Here is a 23,145-nt window from a genome sequence, read left to right as displayed (position 1 = left end):
GCCGGTTTTCAGCGAGCCTTTCCACCTCCTCGACGAGACTAAGGGCGATTCACGATTCCGGTCGACTTAAAGCGCCGGAGGCCGGGATGCTCACGGATTTCCGGTCAGTTGAGTTGCACCATGGCCGAGCCGATCTCGCGCTCGCCAGATTCCGGTCTGATGACGCGACCAAGAGCGCTCGGCTGTTTCCGGTTGCGCTGGAGCGTATGGTCGGGGCTGGTTGACTGCCTGCGCACAGCATTCCGGTCAGACAGCGACACAGGGAAATTCACCACTTACTGCGCGGTTTACAGGGCGACGGGAGTCCAGCGCTCGCCCCAGTTTTGCATCCACCGGAATTTGCCGAGCGCCTTGGATCACAGGAACACCTTCGCCGAAATAGTCAAATGAACCCTCATTTCCTAATCTGGGAGCTGACGAAATTTGCGGCATCTACGTTAGCGCAGCGGACCATCGAGTTACCGTGTGTCTCGTAAGTAATCGGGAGCGCACGCTGATGAGATGGTTTTTCGTGGTGATGCTTTGCGGTGGGGCAGGTCTCTGGCTAAGCGCCCAATATCAAGTTCCTCAATGGTTGCTTTGGCTCCTGCTGGCGCTGGGAACCACGATGTGGGGCCTGGCCAAGTGGATGGAGCGGCAGGAGGCCAAGACGGAGTGCAGTCATGATTGAGCACACAGATCCGGGTTGGTCTGCATGCCCAATACTGCAGGCTTTGCAGCTTTCTGCACGGCAAACACTAGTTGGCATTGCACCTTATCTGGAGCGGTTTCACAGTGGGCGGGAAGGCCTGCAGGAATTCCAGGTTGATGGACTGCTGTTCTACCCTCTGGAGCTAATCAAGGGCGTGCTGGTACGTTCGCCTCAATGGCCGCGGCGCTTAACTGCGCGCTGGGTGGCGGGCGCTGGCGAGCCAGCTACCCGGGGCTTTGAGTTCATGACCAGGAGATAACGAGATTGACCCTCCCTTACGAAAGAACACGCGCCATCCTCAAAACAGAGGAGTTCCTGCGTGAACTCTCCCGTCATTCGGGGTTACCGCAGGATATCCGCAGCTATGCGAAAAGCCTGCTCAGGCACTATCCATCTGCCGATCAAATTTTCTCGCTGGGGCGCCTTGAGGAATGTCTGGTAAACGAAGCGCTTGAAGATGAATACCGACGGCGGGTAATCGCCTTCCACCAGCCGTTGCTCTGCTCGTCGCTGGAGTCGACACGATAGCAATGTCCTGCCCTCATTCTGAGCCGCCGGTGTCTCACCTCGTCAGGCAGCGGGTTAAGTTTCTGCGCAAGGGGAGGCCTTTCAGCATCAGGTGTCTTGCAGGGCTTGGTTCGAGCTCGGCCATCTCCAAGGCAGTCGCCCAGCTTGTTCGCCGTGGCGAGCTTGAGCGTGTGTATCGTGGCATCTACATGCGGCCGAAATACAGTCAGTACACTGGTCGGGTTCATCGTCCTGGGCCTTGGGACTTGGTGAATCTGATTGCCAGGCAGAACCGTTGGAAGCTGCAGATCCACGGCGCTGATGCCGTGAGACATTTCGGGCTGAGTACACAGATGCCGGTCATCCCGATCTATTACACGAGCGGCTCCAGTCGATCTCTATTCGTGGGGAAGGCCGAGATCAGGCTCGTGCATGCCGCTCCGATGGTGATGCAGTGCGCAGGAACCAAAGTGGGGATGACCATCAGCGCTCTGTTTTATCTCGGCAAAGGTGGTACTACGCCGGAGTGTGTTGCTGTAATGAAAAAAGCTCTCAGCCCTGAAGACCTGAGCAAAATAGTGGCCTGCAGAATGCCGAAATGGATGCGCGCAGCGCTGGAGACAACATGAGCCGGTAAGAAGCAGCCAGACACTCCGTTTGGCTGCCTATCCCTCTATCAGAGTCGGACCTGCATCTATTGCTGGCTGCCCTTCTGCATATTTATCCGCGCTCTGCGGATATAGCTCACCGACACGCTGAGCCGGCGGGCGATCTCGGCGTCGGAAAGGCCCCCGAACTCCGAGATAATTTCGGGTGTCATTTCGGGCAACGGTCGCTTGTACGCTTGTATTCCAAGCTCCCTACGCATTTTTTTGACCGGAAAATTACTGACGCCTAAACGGTCAGCGACTTCTGTATCCGGCATCATCCCCAGTAGAGCTATGGCTTCGCTGGTCCAAATGTCCTCCAGTGGTTTGAAACGCTCACGACTGATCTTTGACTCTGGGATCTTCAGCTCCGCTCTCGCACGCTTGATTCGGTTGATGGAAACACCGTACGGGCTTGCCAGCGCGTAATCAGGACGAACTGGAAGGGCGTGTTCGCTCGGTCATGAGACGATTGCAATTACACCCCCAAAGAATCCGTTCTTATTTCCGGCATCCACGTATCGCCTACGCGGCATGATTTGGTGTATTTGATTGCCGGGTTAATAGTGCGGGGTAGCCCACCGTGAGTCACTACTGCTAGTAGCCGATGGCAGAACCATCTTTACGCGGATCAGAACCGGCAGTCAGGGTGCCGGTTTGAGGATCGATGAGAATAATTTGACCGCCGCCCAGCGGCTTATAGCTGGGTGAATCGACCAGCTTATGCCCAAGCGCCTCAAGGCCCTGACGGGTATCAGCACTGACTCCCGCCTCCACCTGTACCACACCGTTCTCGAAGAACACTCGTGGCGCATCGATTGCCTCTTGCGCATCCATGCCGTAGTCGATGATGTTGGTCAGAACATGTACCTGCCCCACCGGCTGGTAGTCTCCACCCATCACGCCAAGTGGTGCAATCACCTGACCGTCCTTACAGAGCATACCCGGCATAATGGTATGCATGGGCCGTTTAGTCGGGGCGATAACGTTCGGATGTTCAGGACTCAGGCGAAAGCTTTTGCCACGGTTTTGCAACAGCACACCGGATTTTGGAGCAACCACACCACTTCCAAACTCGTTGTAGATTGAATTGATAAAACTCACCACGTTGCGGTTTTCATCCACCACACACAGATACACCGTATCCGAGTGATCCAGCACCGAGTCAGGCAGCTCGCCTGTCGCTTTAAGGTTAATACCCCGGGCCATTTTTTCGCCCACTTCAGGCGCCAGCAGTTGCTCCACCGATGTGTTCATAGACGCCTGATCGGCAAGGCGCAGATCACGCTCACGGTAGGCCAGACGCGAGGCTTCAACTTCCAAATGAAGGCGTGCGGCACTCTCAGGATGCAACTCTTTCAAATCGAAGTGGCTCAGGGTATTCAGCATCAGTAGGGCTGTTAAGCCTTGGTTATTGGGTGGCACCTGATACAAATCAAAGCCACGGTAACTACCTTTAATAGGGTCGACATAATTGCCCCGGCACTCGGCAAAATCTGCCAGCGTGTGCAGCCCGCCACCAGCTTGCAGCGCCTCCACCATATCCTCGGCGATAGCGCCGGTGTAGAAGGCATCGCGACCAAATTTGGCAATCGCCTCCAAGGTATTGGCTAGTTCGGGCTGACGATGAATTTCGCCAGCCTTGGGGGCGCGGCCTTCAGGTAAAAACACCCGACGCGCATTGTCGATTTCTTTCAGCCACGGCTCGTTTTGCGCCCAGTCTCCCGCCACTCTGTCGGCCACCACATAACCTTCGCGGGCGAAGAAGATCGCGTCTTTAAGGACTTCTTCACGTGCCAGAACGCCGTGCTCATCCAAAAGCTGACACCAGGCATCAATCGCACCCGGCACCGTCACGCTATGCGCACCGCGACCGGGAATGGCATCAAGGCCCTGCTGCAGATACCAATCAAGGGTGGCGGCCTTTGGCGAGCGGCCCGAGCCGTTAAAGGCGCGCACCTTTTGATCTTTACCTGCCAACAGCACAAAGCAGTCACCGCCAATACCGGTGGCTTGCGGCTCAACCACCGCCAATACCGCAGCAGCGGCTACGGCAGCATCCATCGCACTGCCCCCACGGCGCAAAATATCCAGGCCGGCTTGGCTGGCCAGCGGGTGAGAAGTGGAAATCATGCCGCGCTGGGCACGTACCGGGGAACGGCCAGGTAGATGTAAGTTACGCATGGTGAAAACTCCGCAAACGGCTGGCATGTTCTGGATTTAAGGCCAAGGCAGGGACACGCCCGGCTAACAAGTCCTGGACTTGTGCCACACATTCCATGGCTTGGTAATCACTGGCCTCGGGTGTCAGCCCGGCAACATGAGGGGTAGCAATAACATTGGCGAGCACGGCAATTTTTGGATTCGGCTGCTCATCAAGGCCGCGCCCCACATCAAGGCCTGCGCCTTGAATCTGACCGCGGGTGAGTGCGTGATAAAGCGCTTCCTCATCAACCAGAATGCCTCGGGCGATATTGATAAAAAAGCTGTCTTTGCGCATTTGGCCAAACGCCCTAGCGTTAAACATCTCTATGGTTTCGGGCGTGGCGTAGGCTGCGGCAACCACATAATCAGAGGAGGCCAGCAGCTCCTCAAAACGCACCTTTTCAATGCCCTGTTCGGTGATCTCTGCGTAAGGGTCATAGACTGACACCTGCATGCCCGCACACAGACAAAGGGCCGCGATGCGCTTACCAATCGCGCCATAGCCGACAATGCCTACACTGGCTCCATAAAGCTGGCGACCAAAGACCATCGGCTGCTGATGCACGCCCTGATGATAAAGTGTGGCAGCCTGGGTAATACCGCGGCCCAGATCAATCATCAAACCCAAGGCCAGCTCACTACAGGCCTCGGCGTAACCTGCGCTGCAACGCACCGCCAAGATGCCTGCAGCACTGGCTGCTGACACATCGACATTGCGCGCATCCACCGCGCAGCGCAAAAAAGCCAGCAGGTTCGGCAGACCCGCAAACACCAAGGCCTCGCCCGGCGCCAGGCGATCAGAAATAATCACCTGACAATCTTTGGCTGCTGCTACTAGCGCATCGCCCCGCAAGGGCTCGTCACTATCGTTTAGCCGTACATTGCCAAGCCCCTGCAGGGTAGTTACCGCGCGGGCACTGAAGAAGTTTTTCAATAAGTCGCGGTTATGGGTAATCAGGATATTCATCTTTATCCCTTGGCAATTGGCAGATGACGCAACAGCCAGTTGTTCATGTCATGCACCACATCATCACGCCACGACAAGTGCCCCGGGGTATAACGAACCGAACTCAGGCCTTTTTGCTGTTTTTCCAGGATGCCAACATCTTCCAGAGCTACTGTGCCCCAGCGGTGGTAGTAAGGCTGAGCGCGCTCTTCAAAGTCGGGCAGCTCCAGCAAGTGTTTGGGGAAGCAGCCGCCCACCGACAAGTGCGTACGATCCACCGCAATCGGCCTTACTACCAGCCACCACATGCAATCTTGAGCGCAGCAGAATTGGGTAGTGGGCTCGACCAGAGTGAAGAAAGTGCCTTGTTTAGCCTGTTCGCTCAGGCCTTCAATTTGCGGAAAAGGCGCGTCCTGGGTTTTGTCGAGGACTGCGCTCGTCATCAACGACTGCACTTGAATGGCGTGCCATTCGCCTTTGGCTGCAAAGGTCAGGCTATTTTGCGCGCCTACGGTTTTGGCATGGACGATCCCGGTGTGATAGGTCTCCATTGCGTTTTCCAAAAGCAGCTTCCAGTTGCATTCGGCGATGATGTCTTTGCGCCAAACGCAGACCATATCCTCTAATTTGTTGGTCCCGACCAGCTCATCAAAGTCACCTAGATGGGTCATTAAATCCGGCGCGTTGTCGTCGAAATTTAAAAAGATATTGCCGCGCCACACGCTCATGCGAATCGGCACCAGCGCGTTATGTTCCGGATCAAAGCCCGGAACATCAGCCATCCCGGGCGCCCGCATCATGCTGCCATCCAACTTGTAGCTCCAGGCGTGATAGGGGCAGAGGATGTTGCGACGGTTACCGCAGCCTTCCAGCAGAATCGAGCCACGGTGACGGCAAAAGTTGGCAAAGGCGTGCAGCTCGCCTTGCTCATCACGGGTCAGCAGCACCGGCCCGCCCACGGTATCAATGGAGCGGTAGTCGCCCGAGCTGGCAAGCTCATCGGTACGCGCGGCAAAGAACCAGTTCTTTAAATGGATATGCTCCACTTCCTGTTTGAAGATTTCTTCACTGGTGTAGTAGTGCGGTGCAAGAGCACGGGCCTCGCCCAGTTCAGTGCCGCTCCAGAGGTACTTCGCAGAGTGGATCGTCATCATGCAACTCCAGTCACAGGTGTAGCGGCACCGCCGCCCAGATACAGTTGTTTTAAAAGGTCGGCATCCAGACTTGCACCGGAGCCTTGGTAGACAAGACGGCCCTGCCGCAGCACGTACGCGCTGTCAGCAATGGCAATTGCTTCAAGGGCGTTCTGCTCAACCATCAGCACCGTGATGCCCTTGTCGCGAATACTGGCTACCGCTTCCAGCACCCGGTCAATCATCTGCGGCGCCAGCCCCATGGTTGGCTCGTCCAGGATCAGGCATTGCGGGCGCGACATTAGCGCCCGGCCAATCGCAAGCATTTGCTGCTCTCCTCCGGAGAGGGTGCCGGCGAGTTGTTTGGCGCGGGTTTTCAGGATCGGAAACAGCTCGTGCAGCTCGTCGATATCACGGTCGATGGCGCGCTTGTCGCGCTGAATGTAGGCGCCCAGCAGTAAGTTCTCGGTGACCGTCATGCTGGCAAACACCAGCCGGCCTTCCGGTACATGGGCAATGCCCAGTTCGGAGCGGCTTTCAGCGCGTAACTTCAAAAGGTCGTGAGTGATATAGCGGATGCTGCCGCTGACCGGTTTCACCAGCCCTGAAATGGCTTTCAGAGTGGTGCTTTTACCTGCACCATTACTGCCGACCAGACTGGTGATCGTACCGGGCATCACCGCCAGACTGATATCGGTCAACGCTTCAACGGCGCCATAACGCACGCACAGGTTATCGACCTGAATTAATGGCGCAGTCATGCTTTGCCTCCTTTCACCTTTTGTTTGCCGAAGTAGGCGCTTTGCACGGCTTCATTGGCGAAGACTTCGGTCACGCTGCCTTCAGCCAGTTTTTGCCCGTGGTAGAGCACCGTGATCCGGTCGGCTAGACCATGGATGATGCTCATATCGTGTTCGACCAAAAGAACACTGGTGCCGTCGTCACGGATGCGTTTAATCAGGGCCGACAGCTCTTCCTTTTCGGCCAGGTTCATACCCGCCAAGGGCTCATCCAGCAGCAGAAGACGGGGGCGTGAGATCAGCGCGCGGGCAATCTCTACCCGGCGCTGATGGCCGTAGGCAAGGGTGGTGGGGGCACGCTCATCAAAGCTTTCATCCAGACCGACAAAGCGCAGAAGTGCTTTGGCTTGCTCAACCATCTGTGCCTCATGCACGCGCAGCGCCCGACGTAAAAACAGCAGGTGCCAGAGGTTTGCGTCAAAGTGCCGGTGGGCACCGACCAACACGGTTTCCAAGACACTCATCGCACCAAACAAACGGATGTTTTGAAAGGTGCGGGCCAGCCCTGCCTGGGCGATCACATGGGCTTCACGCCCACAGACTTCACTCCCGCTGATGGTCAATGACCCCGCTGTCGGTTTAACGAAACCAGACAGGGCATTGACCACAGTGCTTTTACCCGCACCATTGGGACCGATAAGCGCATGTATATGGCCCTCCCGGATACTGATATCCAGCCCGTCCACCGCCTTCAAGCCACCAAATGTCACGCTTAAACCTTGAGCATTTAGCAGGGCGTTCATTGCGCCACCAGCTTGACCCGCGCTTTGGCGGCAAGTCCTTGAGGTCGGTACAGCATCAAAAGGATCAACAACAGGCCCAGAAGGGCAAAACGCGCTTCAGGGAAGGCTTCAACAAAGGGCAAATCCAGCGCCAGCTGCAGGAACACCACCCAAATCAACGCGCCGATAAAGGGACCAATCAAAGTACCCAACCCGCCCAGAACAACCAGCATCAGCAGCAGAATGTTTTCAAACAGACTGAAGTTGAAAGGGCTGATGTACTGCTGGCTGTGGGCATAAAAGGTGCCAACCAGTCCACCAATAAAGCCACCGAAGGCGTAGGCATATAGCTTGTAGCGCGAGGTCGGGATGCCCATGGCTTCGGCAGCGTCTTCATCTTCACGTATGGCCACCCATGCCCGACCAACATGGGAGCGCACAATGCGAGCAATCACGAACACCACCAAGGCCGCCAGCGCCAACGCATAAAGGTATTGGGCCTGAGCGCTGGCCAACTCGTAACCAAACAGGTTTGGCAACGGGATATCGCGAATGCCCATCGGCCCCCGGGTCAGATCCACCCAGTTGATAGCCACGATGCGAATAATCTCGCCAAAGCCCAGGGTCATGATGGCCAGGTAATCGCCGCGCAGCTTTAGCGTCGGGTAGCCGATACACATTGCAGCCAGCGCTGCGAGTACACCGCCGACGATGAAGTTGGCGTACATCAGCCACCAAACCTCAGCAGATTCAATGCCGAAGCCCTGGCGCATCACCAGAATGAAGATGATTGAGGTGAAATAGGAGCCCACCGCCCAGAAGGCGACATAGCCCAGATCCAGCAAACCGGCAAAGCCCACCACCACGTTCAGACCGCTGGCGAGCATCCCGTAGATCAGCACGAAGATTAAAATCCGCAGCCAGTAGTCGCTGGTCACGACGAAGGCAAGACTAGCTGCAACAGCCACCAGAGCGATCATCAGCCAAGGACTTGGGCTGGCGAATTTACCTAGCAGGTGCTCAACGCGAGCCATCAACCAGCCGCTTTGCGGGCTGTTGCCCAACAAACTTCCACGCTCACCAGCAACGGTTTCCGGCCGGCCGAGCAGGCCTTGCGGGCGGAAGTACAGGAGCAAAATCAGCACACTGAAACTGATGGCGTCTTTCCAGGCGTTGCCGTTCGGCAAGTAACCACCACCCAAGGTTTCCATCATCCCCAGCAACAACCCGCCCAACGCAGCACCCGGAATGCTGCCAATGCCGCCCAAAACCGCTGCGGTCAGCGCTTTAAGCGCAGGTATAAAGCCCATAGTGGCGTGGGCAAAGCCGTAGGTTTGCGCGTAAAGAATCCCCGCCAGAGCGGCAAAACCTGAGCCAAGTAAAAAGGCGATGGCGATAATGCGGTTTACCGGGATGCCAATTAAGGTTGAAGCCGTGCTGTTGTCAGCCGTAGCCCGCATCGCCCGACCAAGGCGGCTGCGCGCCACGAACTGGTGCAACCCCAGCATCGCCACAACCGCCACGATAATGGTTAATGCTTCTGGCACAGTGAGATAGAGCGAGTTGAACAAGACGATCACTTCCATCTCTGAAAGCGGGTTTTCCGGGAAGCGCAGCTCTTCAGCACCCCAGATACTTTGCGCCCCGCTTTGCAGCAGCACAGAGATTGCGATAGAGGTAATTAAAGGCGCCAACCGCGGGGCGTTGCGCAGTGGCCGGTAGGCCAAACGATCCACCACAACGCCTAATATTCCAGCCAGAACAATTCCGAAAGCAGCTGCCAACGGTAGCGCGAAGTGCGGCATCGCCACCGAAACTCCAAACAGGCTGATCTGGTCGAGCATCAAGCTCACGGTAATAAAGGCGCCCAACATGAAGAACTCGCCAAAGGCGAAGTTCACCATGCGCACCACCCCGTAGACGAGACTGAAGGCTACGGCCGCCAGTGCGTATATCGCACCAATGGTCAGGCCGTTAAGCAAAAGCTGAGCAAAGTATTCCATGGCAAACCCATCTGTGTTGCACGAAAGCAGCGGCGCAGCCGCACGGCAAATGGGGCGGCTAGACCGCCCTGAGGTTTACTGGGTGTCGGCTAAGCGAAACGCGCCGTCTTTGACTTGCAAGAAGTACAAAGACCCCACGCGATCGCCGCTAGCCTCAAAGGTCGTTGGACCAGTAACGCCCGGAATATCTTTGATGGTGGAGAAGGCCTCATTAAGCGACTCACGGGTGAGTGCGCCCTGGCTCTTGGCTTGAGTCACCGCTGCGGCCAGAGTTTTACCGGCGTCATAGCCAAGGGCCGCCCAAGCATTGGGCTGCTCGCCATAGGCGCTTTGGTAGGCGTCGATAAAGGGGGCCGTGGTCTCGGTGGAAACCGACGGATCAAACATTCCGTAGGTGATCATGCCCTCCACCGCGCTGCGGCCCAGACTGATCAAATCAGGGTTGAGCGATCCGTCACTGCCTAGGAGCTGAACCTTGATTCCCAAGGCGCGTGCCTGTTCGGCAATTTTTGCTGCTTCAGAATAAAAACCACCGATAAAGATCGCGTCCGGCTTGGCAGCACGCGCCTTGATCAGCAGGGTTTTAAAGTCTTTGGTGCCCAGCAGGTAGCTTTCCTGACCAACAATCTCAGCGTTTTTCGCCGCAGCATCACTGAAGGCGCTTGATAGGCCGATACCATAGTCATCTTGCTGGTTGAGGATATAAACGCGCTTAAAGCCCAGCTTTTCCGTGGCGTAACGCCCCATGGTTTGCCCTTGGGTTGCATCGGTCATCACGTTGCGGCGGAAGTACGCACTGGCACCAGTTAAATCAGGACTGGTGACAGCAGAGGCCAGCACCGGCAATTTGCAGCGGTCAAACACCGGAACTGCAGCCAGTGCAATAGAGCTGAACGAGTAGCCCATCACTACATCAATGGACTCATCCGAGCAAAAGCGTTGTGCAATCAAAACACCTTCGCGAGCCTCACCACGGTCATCAGCCGAAGTCAGACTGAAGGTGGTGTCCGAAGTCTGATTGAGTTCAGTCAGGGCAATCTCTAGCCCCTTGCGGATGTTCAAACCAAATGCCGCAAAATCCCCTGACAGGGCTGCGGTAAAGCCAATTTTAACTTCCTCAGCAGCCACCTGCGTACTGATCAAGGGAAGAGCGGCCAAAGAACTCAGAGCCAGTCGTTTCAACATAAGCATTCTCCAAAGTCAGGATAAGCATGAAGACGATTGGGCAGCGTTAAGGCAATCAATTGGTCTTATTGGTTTGTTTTTTTATTCAGCATTTAGACCTGGATTTGATCTTGCCTTGCCTTGCTCTTGCTGGCAACCACTTATATGCTGGCTCCACTGAAAAAATTCACAAGAGCACATTGGTATGAATGGTTTGCCTGAAATCTTAATTGGTGCAAATGGTTCAGGTGGAAACAATGTCTTAGGCATCACCGCAGTCAACTCCAAAGAGCAGCTGCTGAGCCAGCTTTTGGGGGCGATGCGCACCGGCAGATTAAAAGTCGGAGACAGGCTTTTAAATGAGCGTGACCTGGCTGAATTTTCAACCCTTTCGCGGTCCACCGTGCGCGATGTCCTTAACACCCTTGAGAAGCAAGGGCTGCTAGAGCGGCGCGTCGGACGCGGTACTTTTCTGATCGCCCTTCCCGGGCATGAGCCGCTTGGAGAGCCGGGGAACGAATCCCTGGTTACGCCCGCTGAGCTGATTGAGTTTCGGCTGACAGTGGAACCGGCCCTGGCTGATTTGCTGGTGCTCAAATTGAGCGATGCTGAAATTGACAGGATTCGCGGTGAGCTGTTAGCAGGCCGACATGCCACCAGCTGGGATGAAGTGGAAAGGATCGACCGCGACTTCCACCTAATGCTCTACAGCGCCACACAAAACGCCATGTTCATCGAGTCCGGACGCAAGGTTGCGCGCATGCGCAACAACCCGGCCTGGCTGCGTCTTAAAGCTCATCGTTTTAACCGCGAGCGCTGGCTGGTGTTCCAGCGCGAACACGAAGCCATTCTGGATGCTCTCGCCATGCGCGATGCGCAAACCGTAGCCGACCTACTGCGCCACCATATCTCTGGGGTGCGTATGGATTACGCCCTGAACCGCTCTAACGCGATAAACGTACCCAAGGAGTAGCTGCTATGCCTGAGTCTTCGCACAAGCATCTTTTGTTTATTGACGGCCATTGGTGCTCAGGCCAAAAAGATGCATGGCTGGCAGTGGATAACCCCGCAACCAGCCAAACGGTAAATGAAGTGGCTGTTGCCGAAATCGAAGACTTGGATATAGCCCTAAACGCCTGCGCCAGGGGCTTTTCCGTTTGGCGCAAAACTCCCGCAATAAAGCGCGCGGATGTACTGCTTGAGGCGGCGCGACTGATCCGTGAGCGCCTTGAGTCGCTAGCGCAGACCTTAAGCCTTGAGCAAGGAAAACCCCTGCCTGAGGCACGCATGGAAATAAATTCCTGCGCCGAGCTTTTACAGTGGTACGCCGAAGAAGGGCGACGCGCTTGTGGTCGTCTGGTGCCGGCACGCGACAGCAAAGTGATCAACATGGTTCGGCGTGATCCGGTAGGGCCGGTGGCCGCATTTTCGCCGTGGAACTTTCCAGCCTCGCAAGCTGTACGCAAACTCGCGCCGGCCCTCGCGGCTGGCTGTTCGATTATCTTGAAAGGGCCAGAAGAAGCGCCGGGCGCGCTGATTGGGGTGGTGCAGGCACTGGTAGACGCCGGCCTGCCTGACGGAGTGCTGGCGTTGGTGTTTGGCCGGCCGGCTGAGATTTCTGCGCATTTGATTGCCTCACCGATTATTCGCAAAGTCTCGTTCACAGGCTCCGTGCCGGTTGGCAAGCTGATCGCCACCCAAGCGGCACAGAACGTCAAACCCTGCACTCTAGAACTCGGCGGACATGCTCCGGTTCTGGTATTCGAGGATGTGGATATCCTCGACTGCGCACAAAAGCTGGCACAGGCCAAGTTCCGTAACGCAGGGCAGGTATGCGTCTCGCCTACCCGCTTTTATATCCAGCAAAGTGTTTTTGCCGAATTCACCCAGGCATTTGTCGAGGCCGTACAACGTATAACCATTGGCGCAGCCCAAGAGCCAACCACACAAATGGGCCCACTAATCAACCAACGGCGCTGCGCGCAAATCGCCGACTTAGTCGCCGATGCCAAGGTCAAAGGCGCTACCGTCCTAACCGGTGGAGGGCCGCTAAGAGACTCCGGCTATTTTTTTGCGCCAACCGTGTTAACCAACGTTCCAGAAAACGCCCGCGCGTGGATGGAAGAACCTTTTGGTCCACTAGCGCTGCTGGCGCCGTTTAACTCGGTGGATGAGGCAATTGAGCTGGCCAACAACACAACCTTTGGTCTTGCTGCCTACGCCTTTAGCCACAACCTCGCAGTCTGTCATCGGCTAAGCGACGAGCTCATCACCGGCATGCTTGCCATTAATCACTTTGCGTTGGCCTTTGCTGAAACACCTTTTGGCGGTGTGGGTGAAAGCGGTTACGGGCGTGAAGGCGGCAGTGAAGGCTTGGATGTGTATTTGGTTAATCGCCTGATTACTCAGGCAGTGGCTTAGATTTCGGCTTTTGCGCTTTGTAAGCGAACGGGCATTACACCTTGCCGACGGATACCCAGTTGTGCGGCAGCAGCTCGGCCAGAGCGCTGGCCTTCTGTGTCGGCAGTCGCGTTAGCACATCCTTGAGATAGGCATACGGATCATGCCCATTCATCCGCGCCGACTGGATCAGGCTCATGATTGCCGCCGCCCGTTTGCCGCTGCGTAGCGACCCGGCAAACAGCCAATTGGAGCGACCTAGAGCCCACGGGCGGATCTGGTTCTCGACTTGGTTGTTGTCGATGGGCACGGCGCCGTCGTCCAGATAGCGCGTCAGCGCTACCCAGCGTTTGAGGCTGTAATCCAAAGCTTTCGCCGTGGCTGAGCCGTTGGGCACAAGATCACGCTGGGCCAGCATCCAGTCATGTAGTGCGTCGAGGAGCAGTGAAGCCTTTTCCTGCCGTATTCGCCAGCGTTCTTCATTGCTCATGTCGCGCACTTGGCGTTCGACTTCGTACAGCCCAGCGATAGAGTGCAGCGCCTGTTCGGCCAGTTGGCTTTTGTTCGCCGCGTGCAGATCGAAGAACTTGCGGCGGGCGTGAGCCATGCAGCCGATTTCGGTGATGCCTTGCTCGAAGCTGGCCTTGTAGCCAGCGAAGTCGTCGCAGACCAGCTTGCCATTCCACTGGCCAAGAAAATTGCGCGCATGCTCGCCGGCACGGCTGGGGCTGAAGTCGTAGACCACGGCCTTCAGATCGGCGAAGGGCGTGGTGCTGTAGGCCCAGACGTAGGCACGGTGGGTCTTCTTCTCGCCGGGCGCGAGCATCGAAACCGGGGTTTCGTCGGCATGGATCACGCGCTGGGCAAGCACCGCTTCGCGCAGCGCATTGAAATTCGCCTACGGTCTGTCTGACTTTGCCGTGTAAGGTTTACGATATCGGCTCCAATCTGCCGGGAGCCCCGATTTCCATGCGTGGCGCCGATATCACTCAGGAATCCTTGTTCACTGTCGCCAAGCTCGATGACTTCGTGCCAGCGACTCACCCCCTGCGCGCCATCCGCAAGCTGGCAGACACCGCTCTGCAGCGGATGAGCGCCCTGTTCGACACATTGTATGCCGACACCGGCCGCGCCTCGATCGCCCCCGAGAAGCTGATGCGGGCGCAGTTGCTGCAGTTGTTCTACTCGCTGCGCAGCGAGCGGATGCTGATGGAACAGCTGGGCTACAACCTGCGGTTCCGCTGGTTCGTCGGCCTGGCCATTGATGATCCGGTGTGGGATCACTCGGTCTTCTCGAAGAATCGTGACCGCCTCAATGCCCAGGCAGTGGCCGCCGAGTTTCTGAGCGAGGTGGTACGCCTGGCGGAGAAGCAGGGGCTGATCTCGGATGAGCACTTCTCGGTCGACGGCACATTGCTGCAAGCCTGGGCCTCTCAGAAGAGTTTCCGTCCCAAGGACGATACGCCAGACGACCCGGGCCCCGGCCCGCGCAATGCCCAGCCGGACTTCAAGGGGCACAAGCGCAGCAACGACACCCACGCCTCGACCAGCGATCCGGATGCCCGGCTGTACCGCAAGAGCCACAACACCGGCGCGCAGCTGAGTTACATGGGGCATGTGCTGATGGAACACCGCAGTGGCCTGGTGCGCAGTGCTCATGTGACTCTGGCCGGTGGTCGTGGCGAACGCGAAGCCGCGCTGGCGATGCTGAGCAAGCTGGGTGGTCGCCGTCGACGCACCTTGGCTGCGGACAAGGCTTACGACACGGCAGACTTCGTGGCCGCCTGTCGTGCCCTCGGCGTGACACCCCATGTTGCGCAGAACACCAATGGTCGTCGCAGCGCCATCGATGGCCGTACCACGCGCCACGCCGGCTATGGTCTGAGCCTGAAGATTCGCGCCTGGATCGAAACCCACTTCGGCTGGCTCAAGGCGGCGGCAGGCCTGCGCCAGGTGAAGCAACGCGGACTTGAGCGTGTCGACGCGCTGTTCCAGCTGGCCATGGCGGCAAGCAACCTGGTGCGTCTGCCGAAGTTGCTGGCTACAGGCTCAATGGCATGAGCGCGTTGACGGGGAAGGTGCGCCTGGAGCACACCAAATCGGGCTATTTCCATCGATTGGCGCCCTAAACGGGAAGTAAACGAGCGCGACCGCTGCTGCCAGAAGCAGTGGACGTAATCATCGCGGCGAATTTCAACAGGCTGCTAGGGTCTGTTGCCGTTTCGCGCCAACAAATGGTGGTTTCGTCGGGGATGCGCTCCAGGTTCAGCCCGGCAAACTGGCGCAGGATCGTGGTTTCGTACAGCGCTTCCTCCATCGCTGGATCGCTGTAGCCGAACCAGTTCTGCAGCAGATGCACACGCAGCATCGCCATCAACGGGTAGGCCGGACGGCCACCTTCACCCTTCGGATAATGTGGCTCGATCAAAGCAATCAAGCCCTTCCACGGCACCACCCGATCCATCTCGATCAGGAACAACTCCTTGCGGGTTTGCTTGCGCTTGCCAGCGTACTCGGCGTCGGCGAAGGTCATCTGCTTCATCGGGAAACTCGGTGGGTGGGGTCGCGGTATTTTGCCAAATCAGAAAGTCTTTTTCAGAGTTTCCCTAGGCTGACAAGCCAAGCGCTGGATCGCAACCATCCATCACCTTATCCAGCTAGATCTGCCTCCTCCAATAAGTGCCGCACAAATCCCGGCGGGTGCAGATTTCCGGGAGGTTTGCGCCAGATCAGTTGGAGACGCTTTTCAAGCCCCGGGATGGGAAGAGCTACCAGCGCGCCACTGCGAACTTCGTCTTGTACTGCGGAAGCCATCACCAACGACACGCCGAGTCCCGCCCTCACTGCTTGTTTGACTGCCTCGGTGCTGCCTAGCTGCATACCGCTGCGAGGCACGCCCAGTTCGCCAAAGTATTCGGTCAGAAGCCGTCCGGTACCGCTACCCGGTTCACCTCCCAGCATCGGCAGGTCCACCAGACGATCACGTTCTATGCACCCTGCTTCAGCCAGCGCATGGTCGGGGCTGACGATAAGCACCAGCGGCTCGACCCGCCAGAGGCGGTGTTCGAAGTCGGGGTGAGGTAGCCACCATTCCATGATCGCGGCGTCGAGCTGGCCCGCCAGTAGCTGGTCGGCCACATCCGGGTTGGCGGCGATGCGCAGATCCACCTCGCCCCTCTCATTTGCGGTCGTCAGATAGTTGCGCACGAATGGCTGGAGAAGGTAGGTGCCGATGTTGGAGCTGGCCCCGACGCGCTCACGATTGCCATGCAGGGCTTCTAGCGCCCGGGCGTGCATGTCGAGCAAGGCGGTCGCATGCGGCATGAAGGCCAGCGCCCGTGTGGTAGGCTGGCAGCCGCTACGACTGCGCTGCACCAGCGTTACGCCGACCTGCTCTTCAAGCTTCTGCAAGTGCTGCGACACCGTCGGCTGGGCCAGCCCCAACGCCCTCGCCGCGCTCTGAAAACTGCCTGTTTGAACGATCGCTACCAGGCTCTTCAGCCAGACCGGATTCAACATGCGGCAGGCTCGGCCTTGGGCAGACGGTTCGCAGCGTTGATTGGGCGCGCACCTGCCAATACCTGGATGATGTTCTGCGCTGCACAACGTTCAATCTCCAGGCGCACCGCGCGCACTGCCGACCCTATGTGCGGAGTGAACAGCGTATTCGGATGCGCGAGCAGCGCAGGATCGATCAGCCGCGGCCGGTCCGCGCGAGCCCAGTCTTCCATTTCGAATACATCCGCCGCATACCCTCCGAGCTGGCCTCGCTCAAGCGCCGCGAGCACGGCGGCTTCATCCACTACCGAACCACGACAGGGGTTTACAAGCAGAGCGCCCGGCCGTACGAGGGCAAGCAGCTCGGCGTTGACCAGATGCTGGGTATCGGCATTCAAGGGAAGCGCCAGCAGGATGAAGTCCGAGCTGGCGAAGAGTTCGCTGCACGCCACCTGGCGCAGGCCGAGCCGTTGCTCGGTTTGTGTATCCAGAGCCTTCGCCTCGTGGTACTGCAGGGTCGCGCCCCATCCCTGCAAGCGATCAGCCATGGCCAGTCCGATGGCGCCCATGCCAAGGATGCCGACCGTAGCGTTATCCAGCCCCGTGCCGTAGAACTGTGGTTGCCAGCCCTGGAACTCGCCAGAGCGGACGAACGCATCTGCTGCCCGCAGATGCCGCCCCAGCCCCACCGCCAGTCCGATCGCCAGCTCGGCAGTCGGGACCGTCAACAGATCAGGCACGAAGGTCAGCCAGACCCCGCGGGCAGTACAGGCGTCCACATCGAAATTGTCGAAGCCCTTGAGCGCGCAGCCGACTACACGCAGCTCAGGGCAGGCTTGAAGAAAGTCTGCATCGACCCGATCGGGCATGAACGCCATCATCGCCTGAGCATCGCGGCAGCGGCGCAGAATTTCCTCGCGCGTCAGCGTGCTGTCGGTCTGGTTGGTCATCAGCTCGCAATGTGGCGCCAGCAGTTGCAGGATCTCATCGTGTACTCGGTGAGTTATAACGAGTTTCGGCAGCATGGTTTGTCCTATTTGAAACGTTTGCGCAGCACGCCACTGAAGGCGTCTACTAGCGTGACCATGGCCAGGATGACCAGCAGGATTGCTGCAACCTCCTGGTACTGCATGATGCGCAGCGAGCCCATGAGTTCGAAGCCGATACCGCCAGCGCCAACCATGCCCATCACGGTGGAGGCGCGAAAGTTGTATTCCCAGCGGTAGATCGCCACGTCGGCGAACTGCGGCGTCACCTGTGGCAAAACCGCGTGCAGCAGCACTTGCATCGGCGTAGCCCCCGCCGCCCGAGCGGCTTCCACCGGCGCTTCGTCGACGTGCTCGATGGCCTCGGCGAAGAACTTGCCGACCATGCCGACCGAATGCAGACCCAGGGCAAGCACGCCCGGCAAGGCGCCGAACCCTACGGCTGCAACGAAGATGATGCCCATGATCAGCTCCGGCACCGACCGCAGGGCATTGAGCAGCACCCGGGCAACACCGAACACAAGGGGGTGCGGCGCCGTATTGCGCGCTGCAACGAAGGCCACCACCAGCGAGAACACCACTGCGATGGCCGTACCGGCGATGCTCATCGCCAAGGTGTCGATCAAGGGGCGAATCCAGCTTCGATAGCCCGAAAAGTCTGGCGGCATGGCCTCGCCTGCCAGGGTCGCGATGGAGGGCAGCCCGTTCAGCAGCGTGGTGGCATCGAGCAGCCCCACGTACCAGCAGGCCAACAGCACCACTCCGAATACAATCGCCACCTGCCCCAGCTGGCGCCACCAACCGAGGCCGAAGCCTCGAAGGATGTGCTCGCGTTGCTCTGCAGGCAGCGCCTGCACGTCGTAATGAGTAGACATATCGGTGCTCACATCGTGGCGAAGTCGAGGCCGAGCAGCGATCCCATGTTGCGGATCACATCGTAGTCGGCGTCGGTGATTGGCGCGAAGGCCTCGGCCTTGAAGTTGCGCAGCACTTCGGGATCGTCGATACCGACGAATACATCCCGCACCTTGGTTTTCAGCTCGGGGCTCAGGTTCGAGCGCATCGCCCAGGGGTACTGGGGGTATTCGCCGCTGTAACCAAGTACTTTCACCTTGCTCGGATCGATTAGGCCACTTTCGGCTACGTGATTGAAAATTACCTCCGACAGCCCACCCGCATCGGCGTTGCCGTTCGCCACGTTGACGGCAACGGCGTCATGCGTGCCCACAAAATGTTGTTCGTAGTCCTGCCCACCCGTCAAATCGGCCGTCTCAAGAAGCACGGTTTTGGGAATCAAATGGCTGGACGTCGATGCCCGGTCACCATAGGCCATCTTCTTGCCCTTAAGGTCGGCATACTCATTCACGCCTGACGCCACATTGGCGATAATCACCGAGCGATAGGTCGGCTTGCCGTCGATGACCATGGCAGCGAAGGGCTCGATGTCGCTTTTGCTTTTGGCCATGACGTAGGACAGCGGACCGAAATACGCCAGGTCGATACGGCCAAAGCGCATCGCCTCAATCATCGAGGAATAGTCGGTGGTTACGATCAGCTGCACCTTCTTGTCCAGATGCTCTTCCAGATAATCCTTCAGCGGCTGGTTACGCTTGATCAGCTCGGAGGCGTTTTCGTCCGGAAGCAGGGCAACCTTTAGCACATCCGGATCGGCATCGGCCGCTAGGGCGGACAAACTTGAAACAGCGGACAGCAAGCAAGTCAATAAGAGCGCGGATAAGCGTTTCATCGGGACATCTCCAGTGAAGATTCGAGCATGACAGGTGGTTCAGCCGGAGCATTCGCTGGCTGAGTCGTAGAGCGGCCTGCATAGATGCGCTCAAGCTGCGCATCGGTGAGTTCCGAGGGCGCGGCATCGAAAACGATCTGAGAATCGGCCAGCCCGACGACGCGATCGGCGAAGCGGCGGGCATATTCGAGTTGATGCAGCGAAACGATGGCGGTGATGCCGTCTTCCTTGCAGATGTCGCGCAGCAATCCGAGAACACGGACCGAAGTGGCCGGGTCGAGACTGGCTACCGGCTCATCGGCCAGAATGATCGCCGGCTGTTGCGCTAGCGCACGCGCGATGCCTACCCGCTGCTGCTGGCCACCGGACAGTTTGTCCACCCGGCTTAGCGCCTTGTCTGCCAGACCGACCCGAGCGAGGCAACTGAGCGCAATCTCCTGATCGGCACGCGGCAGAGGAAACAGCGAGCGGAGCGTGTTGTGAAAGGCCAGCCGACCGGTAAGCACATTAGCCAGTGCGCTTTGACGTTCGATTAGCTGGTGGTGCTGAAAGATCATGGCGGTACGCCGACGATGCTGACGCAAGGCCGAGCCGCTGCCGAGCTCACCGAGTTCGCTGGTGACACTGCCGCCAGTGGGCGTGACGAGTCGATTGAGACTACGGAGCAAGGTCGACTTGCCTGCGCCCGAGAGACCAAGCAGCACGGTGAACTCACCACGCCGAAATGCAATCGAGGTATCGCGTAGGGCTGTCACGCCGCCTGGATAGACGACGCTCAACCGGTCGACCCGCAGCACGGCGTCCTGTATCGGATGGGGCGTCATTTGATCACCTTTCGCAATATTGCTGGCCGCACAATTGCGGTTCGCGATGCAAAGGGTAGAAATTCCTTGTTAACGCACTGCTTCTAAAGGATGACATTTCGATGAATACTTCGAATCTGCCGTAGCGGGGCGGCAAGCGAAGCCGTGGAAGAACGGGCGCAACGTAGCGTCTTTCTTCACGCGGGATACAGGAGGCTTTGATTGATACTGCTGCGGATTCGCTACAGTAACGTTGGGCCAGAACGTAATGCCATCCAAGCAAGAGAGCGCACACTAGCGGACTATAGGAGACATTCTATTCTTGCCCGTCGATTGACCTAGGCCGTTATGTGGCTGGTCGAAACCTTCAGGTGCCGCCCAACTAGACGTCTGTTGTCGCGCCCAGCTTAATGCTAGGGAAACTCTGAAGAAGACTTCCAGATTTTGGCAAAAGACCCGGATTCCACCCGCTGAGTTTCCCCATGAAGCAGATGACCTTCGCTGACGCCGAGTACGCCGGTAAGCGCAAACAAACCCGCAAAGAGTTGTTCCTGATCGAGATGGATCGGGTGGTGCCGTGGAAGGGTTTGATTGCCTTGATCGAGCCGCATTATCCCAAGGGTGAAGGCGGTCGTCCGGCCTATCCGCTGATGGCGATGCTGCGCGTGCACCTGATGCAAAACTGGTTCGGTTACAGCGATCCAGCGATGGAAGAGGCGCTGTACGAGACCACCATCCTGCGCCAGTTCGCGGGGCTGAGCTTGGAGCGTATCCCCGATGAAACCACCATCCTCAACTTCCGTCGTTTGCTGGAGAAGCACGAACTAGCCGCCGGCATCTTGGCTGTCATCAATGGCTATCTGGGCGACCGAGGGCTGTCGCTGCGCCAAGGCACGATCGTCGATGCCACGCTGATCAATGCCCACGACGGATTGTTACGCTTGCGGCCACCGCGTGGATTGGTGGCACAGACCGAGCAGGGTGTCCTGGATCTATGGAAGCTTGCCCGTTTTCTTGGTGAAGCACCGATCCCGGAGCGGGCCTTCCTGGATGGCCTCACCTTGGAAGGTCCCTTGCGAGCGGTCTTGCTGGTGGAAAACTCTGGCGCTTGGCGTGACCTGCCGATGCTGGACGGATGGCTTTTGGCTCATGTCCCTGGCTGGGACAACGAGTTGTTCTACCTCGGCGACGATCTCTGCTGCGGTGCAGCCCAGGGGGTTAGCTAGCTTGATCAGGGTGGTGATCGTTGGCTGGTTGATGCCCCGTTCCATCAGGCTGACGTAGTTACGCTGCAATTCCGCCTCATGGGCCAATTGCTCCTGGGTTAATCCTGCTTCGACACGCCGTCTGCGCAGGACCTTTCCGAACGCCAATCCGACTTCCACAGATGACTCCCCAAAAGGGAGGACTATCTGGGCGGCGCCATCTCTGGTCTTCACAGTATATTGTGAATTTGGTAAAACGTGACCTCATGGCATGACGTCACCCCAGCGAACTGCAGGGCTGCCTTCCTACATGCCGTCTTCGTAATCGGCTGTAATTCAGTGCAAACAATTAATTTTCGATAAATAAGCAGTTAAATAGAAGGATGTTAAAAGTATATGAGGATTATTGGCATAGCTGCTTATGTGTCATTTGCATTTTTTTTGCAATCAGGAGCCTTCGCTGGCGAAACTGGGGTTCAGCAACTTGTTAAAAGATGCGAGGCTGCTTCCAAGGCTCGCGGGTCCTCACCTGCGCTCTGTTCGTGCACGTTGGAAAGAATGCAGGAGTATGGGTTCACTGATTCGGAGATTGTTAATTTTTCTCGACGAGACTTTAAGCCAAAGGATCTACATGAAACTGAACGCCATATGGACTACAGCATTAAGGTTCGATTAATAGCAGGGCAATGTGGCTGATTAGCTTTCCCACAGTCGTCAGTCTAGGCGTACGTAATTGATTATGTGATTTACCGTAAAGGATTTTATGCGGAACTTTCCTAGGTTTGTTTCATTAGCTCTTGCTGGCTCTATTCTTGCTGGTTGCGGCAGTGAGGATTTCACAGGTGCGTATCGTTATAAGATACCCGGTAGCGAGAGGGTAATGGTTCTCAACGTTCACGGTGATGAGGCCGAGATATTTGGAGAGGATGTGAACGACGGTCGCATCAAGCCGCTGGTTAAAATGAATATTTCAGTAAAAAATAAAAAGTTACTCCTTGATGATGTTAATAGTTCCGAGCGCTTGGCCCTCACGCGAAATGTAGATGAGCAGAGTGTCGATTGTCTCAACTGCAAGGTGCTTGGCATCAATGACGCATCGGTTTGGAAGTATGACCCTCAAGGGCCCTATGACGTAGAGCAGATGCTGAAAGACCAAGCACTCAAGGATGAAGAAGCATTAAATGCCGAACTGCTCAAGATGCAGGAGCAAATTTATGAGCAGGCCAAGCGAGACGAAGAAGCCGCCAAACTAGGTCCCTATGAAGGGGATTGGGTTTATCAGAGGACAACGAAACAAGACCCCTTGATCATCATGACTATCTGGCGCAAAAGTCAGATTAAACGCTGGTCGTTCCGATTTGAATCCATGGATCGCATAGGACAGGAAGTACCAGGGTTCGAGGTCTCAGATGTTGGATTGAAGGTCAAAGTTGGCTCTGAGAGCCGCCTATACAACCTCAGCCCTGATAAGCAGATATTGACCTGCGCTAACTGCAATAGGCCTGAGCGCTGGGTCAAGGCTGACCACAAGAAAGACCTAAGCGATCGCCATTACGCTCGACAGATGGCTGGTAATCCGTAAATCGTAAGAGACCCTGTCCAAATTTGCATTGAACAGGGGCTTATTTCGCTACTGTGCGTATCGGAGTTCTGAAATTTGGGCAATTGCCTCCGATACTTATACCAGT

The 23,145-nt window shown here is 57.2% G+C and carries 20 protein-coding genes and 4 pseudogenes; 9 read left to right on the top strand and 15 right to left on the bottom strand.

Annotated elements, in window-relative coordinates; all coding sequences use genetic code 11:
* Nucleotides 1–662 precede the first annotated feature (662 nt).
* The 4 genes and pseudogenes from APH36_RS16205 to APH36_RS31710 form a co-directional block, all read left to right on the top strand.
* Nucleotides 663–950, top strand: a complete 288-nt coding sequence (locus tag APH36_RS16205) for a hypothetical protein (protein ID WP_054881264.1) — start codon at nt 663–665, stop codon at nt 948–950.
* A gap of 5 nt (nt 951–955) precedes the next feature.
* Nucleotides 956–1,219, top strand: coding sequence for a BPSL0761 family protein (locus APH36_RS16200; protein WP_060499449.1), 264 nt, complete (start codon nt 956–958; stop codon nt 1,217–1,219).
* Nucleotides 1,220–1,248: 29 nt separating this feature from the next.
* A complete protein-coding gene (locus APH36_RS16195; protein ID WP_306303013.1) occupies nt 1,249–1,827 on the top strand; it encodes a DUF6088 family protein in 579 nt (192 codons plus the stop codon).
* Between the two features lie 424 nt (nt 1,828–2,251).
* A pseudogene (locus tag APH36_RS31710) lies at nt 2,252–2,383 on the top strand (IS630 family transposase); the annotation flags it as partial.
* Between the two features lie 59 nt (nt 2,384–2,442).
* Here the strand turns inward: APH36_RS31710 and ggt are convergent.
* The 7 genes from ggt to APH36_RS16155 all read right to left on the bottom strand — a co-directional run bounded on the left by ggt (nt 2,443) and on the right by APH36_RS16155 (nt 10,839).
* Complete coding sequence (gene ggt / locus APH36_RS16185) at nt 2,443–4,029, bottom strand: gamma-glutamyltransferase (RefSeq protein WP_054881260.1); 1,587 nt, start codon at nt 4,027–4,029, stop codon at nt 2,443–2,445.
* Entirely contained in the window at nt 4,022–5,017 is a 996-nt protein-coding gene (locus APH36_RS16180) for a D-isomer specific 2-hydroxyacid dehydrogenase family protein (RefSeq protein ID WP_023083522.1), read from the bottom strand. The genes ggt and APH36_RS16180 overlap by 8 nt, the downstream gene beginning before the upstream one ends.
* Nucleotides 5,018–5,019: 2 nt before the next feature.
* Nucleotides 5,020–6,150, bottom strand: coding sequence for an aromatic ring-hydroxylating dioxygenase subunit alpha (locus tag APH36_RS16175; protein ID WP_049878502.1), 1,131 nt, complete (start codon nt 6,148–6,150; stop codon nt 5,020–5,022).
* Nucleotides 6,147–6,890 (bottom strand): ABC transporter ATP-binding protein, encoded by a 744-nt coding sequence (locus APH36_RS16170; RefSeq protein WP_033982761.1) that lies wholly within the window; start codon nt 6,888–6,890, stop codon nt 6,147–6,149. The genes APH36_RS16175 and APH36_RS16170 overlap by 4 nt, the downstream gene beginning before the upstream one ends.
* Nucleotides 6,887–7,672: an ABC transporter ATP-binding protein gene (locus APH36_RS16165; RefSeq protein WP_033982762.1), complete on the bottom strand. Its 786-nt coding sequence runs from the start codon at nt 7,670–7,672 to the stop codon at nt 6,887–6,889. Before APH36_RS16165 ends, APH36_RS16170 begins: the two co-directional genes overlap by 4 nt.
* Nucleotides 7,669–9,654, bottom strand: coding sequence for an ABC transporter permease (locus APH36_RS16160; RefSeq protein ID WP_033982764.1), 1,986 nt, complete (start codon nt 9,652–9,654; stop codon nt 7,669–7,671). Before APH36_RS16160 ends, APH36_RS16165 begins: the two co-directional genes overlap by 4 nt.
* Nucleotides 9,655–9,729: 75 nt before the next feature.
* Entirely contained in the window at nt 9,730–10,839 is a 1,110-nt protein-coding gene (locus tag APH36_RS16155) for an ABC transporter substrate-binding protein (protein ID WP_054902420.1), read from the bottom strand.
* Between the two features lie 184 nt (nt 10,840–11,023).
* Between APH36_RS16155 and APH36_RS16150 the strand changes: the two genes are divergently transcribed.
* On the top strand, nt 11,024–11,791 hold the full coding sequence (locus APH36_RS16150; protein WP_033982767.1) for a FadR/GntR family transcriptional regulator: 768 nt from the start codon (nt 11,024–11,026) through the stop codon (nt 11,789–11,791).
* A gap of 5 nt (nt 11,792–11,796) precedes the next feature.
* A complete protein-coding gene (locus APH36_RS16145; RefSeq protein WP_033982769.1) occupies nt 11,797–13,239 on the top strand; it encodes an NAD-dependent succinate-semialdehyde dehydrogenase in 1,443 nt (480 codons plus the stop codon).
* A gap of 34 nt (nt 13,240–13,273) precedes the next feature.
* Here the strand turns inward: APH36_RS16145 and APH36_RS16140 are convergent.
* Nucleotides 13,274–14,107 (bottom strand): annotated as a pseudogene (locus tag APH36_RS16140) (IS66 family transposase); the annotation flags it as partial.
* Between the two features lie 80 nt (nt 14,108–14,187).
* Between APH36_RS16140 and APH36_RS16135 the strand changes: the two are divergent.
* Nucleotides 14,188–15,279, top strand: coding sequence for an IS5-like element ISPa8 family transposase (locus APH36_RS16135; RefSeq protein ID WP_054881258.1), 1,092 nt, complete (start codon nt 14,188–14,190; stop codon nt 15,277–15,279).
* A gap of 172 nt (nt 15,280–15,451) precedes the next feature.
* Here the strand turns inward: APH36_RS16135 and APH36_RS16130 are convergent.
* From APH36_RS16130 to phnC, 6 genes and pseudogenes are all read right to left on the bottom strand, one after another.
* Nucleotides 15,452–15,760 (bottom strand): annotated as a pseudogene (locus APH36_RS16130) (IS5/IS1182 family transposase); the annotation flags it as partial.
* Nucleotides 15,761–15,867: 107 nt separating this feature from the next.
* Nucleotides 15,868–16,737 carry a LysR family transcriptional regulator gene (locus APH36_RS16125; RefSeq protein ID WP_010466239.1) on the bottom strand — a complete coding sequence of 290 codons (870 nt, stop codon included), beginning with the start codon at nt 16,735–16,737 and terminating at the stop codon, nt 15,868–15,870.
* Nucleotides 16,731–17,741: a phosphonate dehydrogenase PtxD gene (gene ptxD / locus APH36_RS16120; protein ID WP_003118429.1), complete on the bottom strand. Its 1,011-nt coding sequence runs from the start codon at nt 17,739–17,741 to the stop codon at nt 16,731–16,733. Before ptxD ends, APH36_RS16125 begins: the two co-directional genes overlap by 7 nt.
* 8 nt (nt 17,742–17,749) lie before the next feature.
* The gene (gene phnE / locus APH36_RS16115) at nt 17,750–18,577 is read right to left on the bottom strand and encodes a phosphonate ABC transporter, permease protein PhnE (protein ID WP_010466252.1); all 828 of its coding nucleotides are present in this window, start codon (nt 18,575–18,577) and stop codon (nt 17,750–17,752) included.
* 8 nt (nt 18,578–18,585) lie between these two features.
* The gene (phnD, locus tag APH36_RS16110) at nt 18,586–19,449 is read right to left on the bottom strand and encodes a phosphate/phosphite/phosphonate ABC transporter substrate-binding protein (protein WP_054881257.1); all 864 of its coding nucleotides are present in this window, start codon (nt 19,447–19,449) and stop codon (nt 18,586–18,588) included.
* A complete protein-coding gene (gene phnC / locus APH36_RS16105; protein WP_054881256.1) occupies nt 19,446–20,273 on the bottom strand; it encodes a phosphonate ABC transporter ATP-binding protein in 828 nt (275 codons plus the stop codon). Before phnC ends, phnD begins: the two co-directional genes overlap by 4 nt.
* 461 nt (nt 20,274–20,734) lie before the next feature.
* On the opposite strand from phnC, the pseudogene APH36_RS16100 reads away from it, so the two are divergent.
* Nucleotides 20,735–21,175 (top strand): annotated as a pseudogene (locus APH36_RS16100) (IS5-like element ISPre1 family transposase); the annotation flags it as partial.
* Nucleotides 21,176–21,244: 69 nt separating this feature from the next.
* Here the strand turns inward: APH36_RS16100 and APH36_RS32710 are convergent.
* A complete protein-coding gene (locus tag APH36_RS32710; RefSeq protein ID WP_223656455.1) occupies nt 21,245–21,637 on the bottom strand; it encodes a helix-turn-helix domain-containing protein in 393 nt (130 codons plus the stop codon).
* A 700-nt stretch (nt 21,638–22,337) separates the two neighbouring features.
* Between APH36_RS32710 and APH36_RS16095 the strand changes: the two genes are divergently transcribed.
* Nucleotides 22,338–23,039, top strand: a complete 702-nt coding sequence (locus APH36_RS16095) for a hypothetical protein (protein WP_082422839.1) — start codon at nt 22,338–22,340, stop codon at nt 23,037–23,039.
* The last annotated feature ends 106 nt before the right edge of the window (nt 23,040–23,145 follow it).

Source organism: Pseudomonas sp. NBRC 111133 (assembly GCF_001320605.1).
Taxonomy (GTDB): Bacteria; Pseudomonadota; Gammaproteobacteria; order Pseudomonadales; family Pseudomonadaceae; genus Aquipseudomonas; species Aquipseudomonas monteilii.
This window is presented reverse-complemented; position numbering and strand designations above follow the sequence as displayed.

What these genes read in the sequence shown, in the direction of transcription:
- APH36_RS16205 (WP_054881264.1), top strand. Translation starts at nt 663, where the DNA reads ATGATTGAGCACACAGATCCGGGTTGGTCTGCATGCCCAATACTGCAG.
- ggt (WP_054881260.1), bottom strand. Translation starts at nt 4,029, where the DNA reads ATGCGTAACTTACATCTACCTGGCCGTTCCCCGGTACGTGCCCAGCGC.
- APH36_RS16180 (WP_023083522.1), bottom strand. Translation starts at nt 5,017, where the DNA reads ATGAATATCCTGATTACCCATAACCGCGACTTATTGAAAAACTTCTTC.
- APH36_RS16175 (WP_049878502.1), bottom strand. Translation starts at nt 6,150, where the DNA reads ATGATGACGATCCACTCTGCGAAGTACCTCTGGAGCGGCACTGAACTG.
- APH36_RS16170 (WP_033982761.1), bottom strand. Translation starts at nt 6,890, where the DNA reads ATGACTGCGCCATTAATTCAGGTCGATAACCTGTGCGTGCGTTATGGC.
- APH36_RS16165 (WP_033982762.1), bottom strand. Translation starts at nt 7,672, where the DNA reads ATGAACGCCCTGCTAAATGCTCAAGGTTTAAGCGTGACATTTGGTGGC.
- APH36_RS16160 (WP_033982764.1), bottom strand. Translation starts at nt 9,654, where the DNA reads ATGGAATACTTTGCTCAGCTTTTGCTTAACGGCCTGACCATTGGTGCG.
- APH36_RS16155 (WP_054902420.1), bottom strand. Translation starts at nt 10,839, where the DNA reads ATGTTGAAACGACTGGCTCTGAGTTCTTTGGCCGCTCTTCCCTTGATC.
- APH36_RS16150 (WP_033982767.1), top strand. Translation starts at nt 11,024, where the DNA reads ATGAATGGTTTGCCTGAAATCTTAATTGGTGCAAATGGTTCAGGTGGA.
- APH36_RS16145 (WP_033982769.1), top strand. Translation starts at nt 11,797, where the DNA reads ATGCCTGAGTCTTCGCACAAGCATCTTTTGTTTATTGACGGCCATTGG.
- APH36_RS16135 (WP_054881258.1), top strand. Translation starts at nt 14,188, where the DNA reads ATGCGTGGCGCCGATATCACTCAGGAATCCTTGTTCACTGTCGCCAAG.
- APH36_RS16125 (WP_010466239.1), bottom strand. Translation starts at nt 16,737, where the DNA reads ATGTTGAATCCGGTCTGGCTGAAGAGCCTGGTAGCGATCGTTCAAACA.
- ptxD (WP_003118429.1), bottom strand. Translation starts at nt 17,741, where the DNA reads ATGCTGCCGAAACTCGTTATAACTCACCGAGTACACGATGAGATCCTG.
- phnE (WP_010466252.1), bottom strand. Translation starts at nt 18,577, where the DNA reads ATGTCTACTCATTACGACGTGCAGGCGCTGCCTGCAGAGCAACGCGAG.
- phnD (WP_054881257.1), bottom strand. Translation starts at nt 19,449, where the DNA reads ATGAAACGCTTATCCGCGCTCTTATTGACTTGCTTGCTGTCCGCTGTT.
- phnC (WP_054881256.1), bottom strand. Translation starts at nt 20,273, where the DNA reads ATGACGCCCCATCCGATACAGGACGCCGTGCTGCGGGTCGACCGGTTG.
- APH36_RS16095 (WP_082422839.1), top strand. Translation starts at nt 22,338, where the DNA reads ATGGTTCTCAACGTTCACGGTGATGAGGCCGAGATATTTGGAGAGGAT.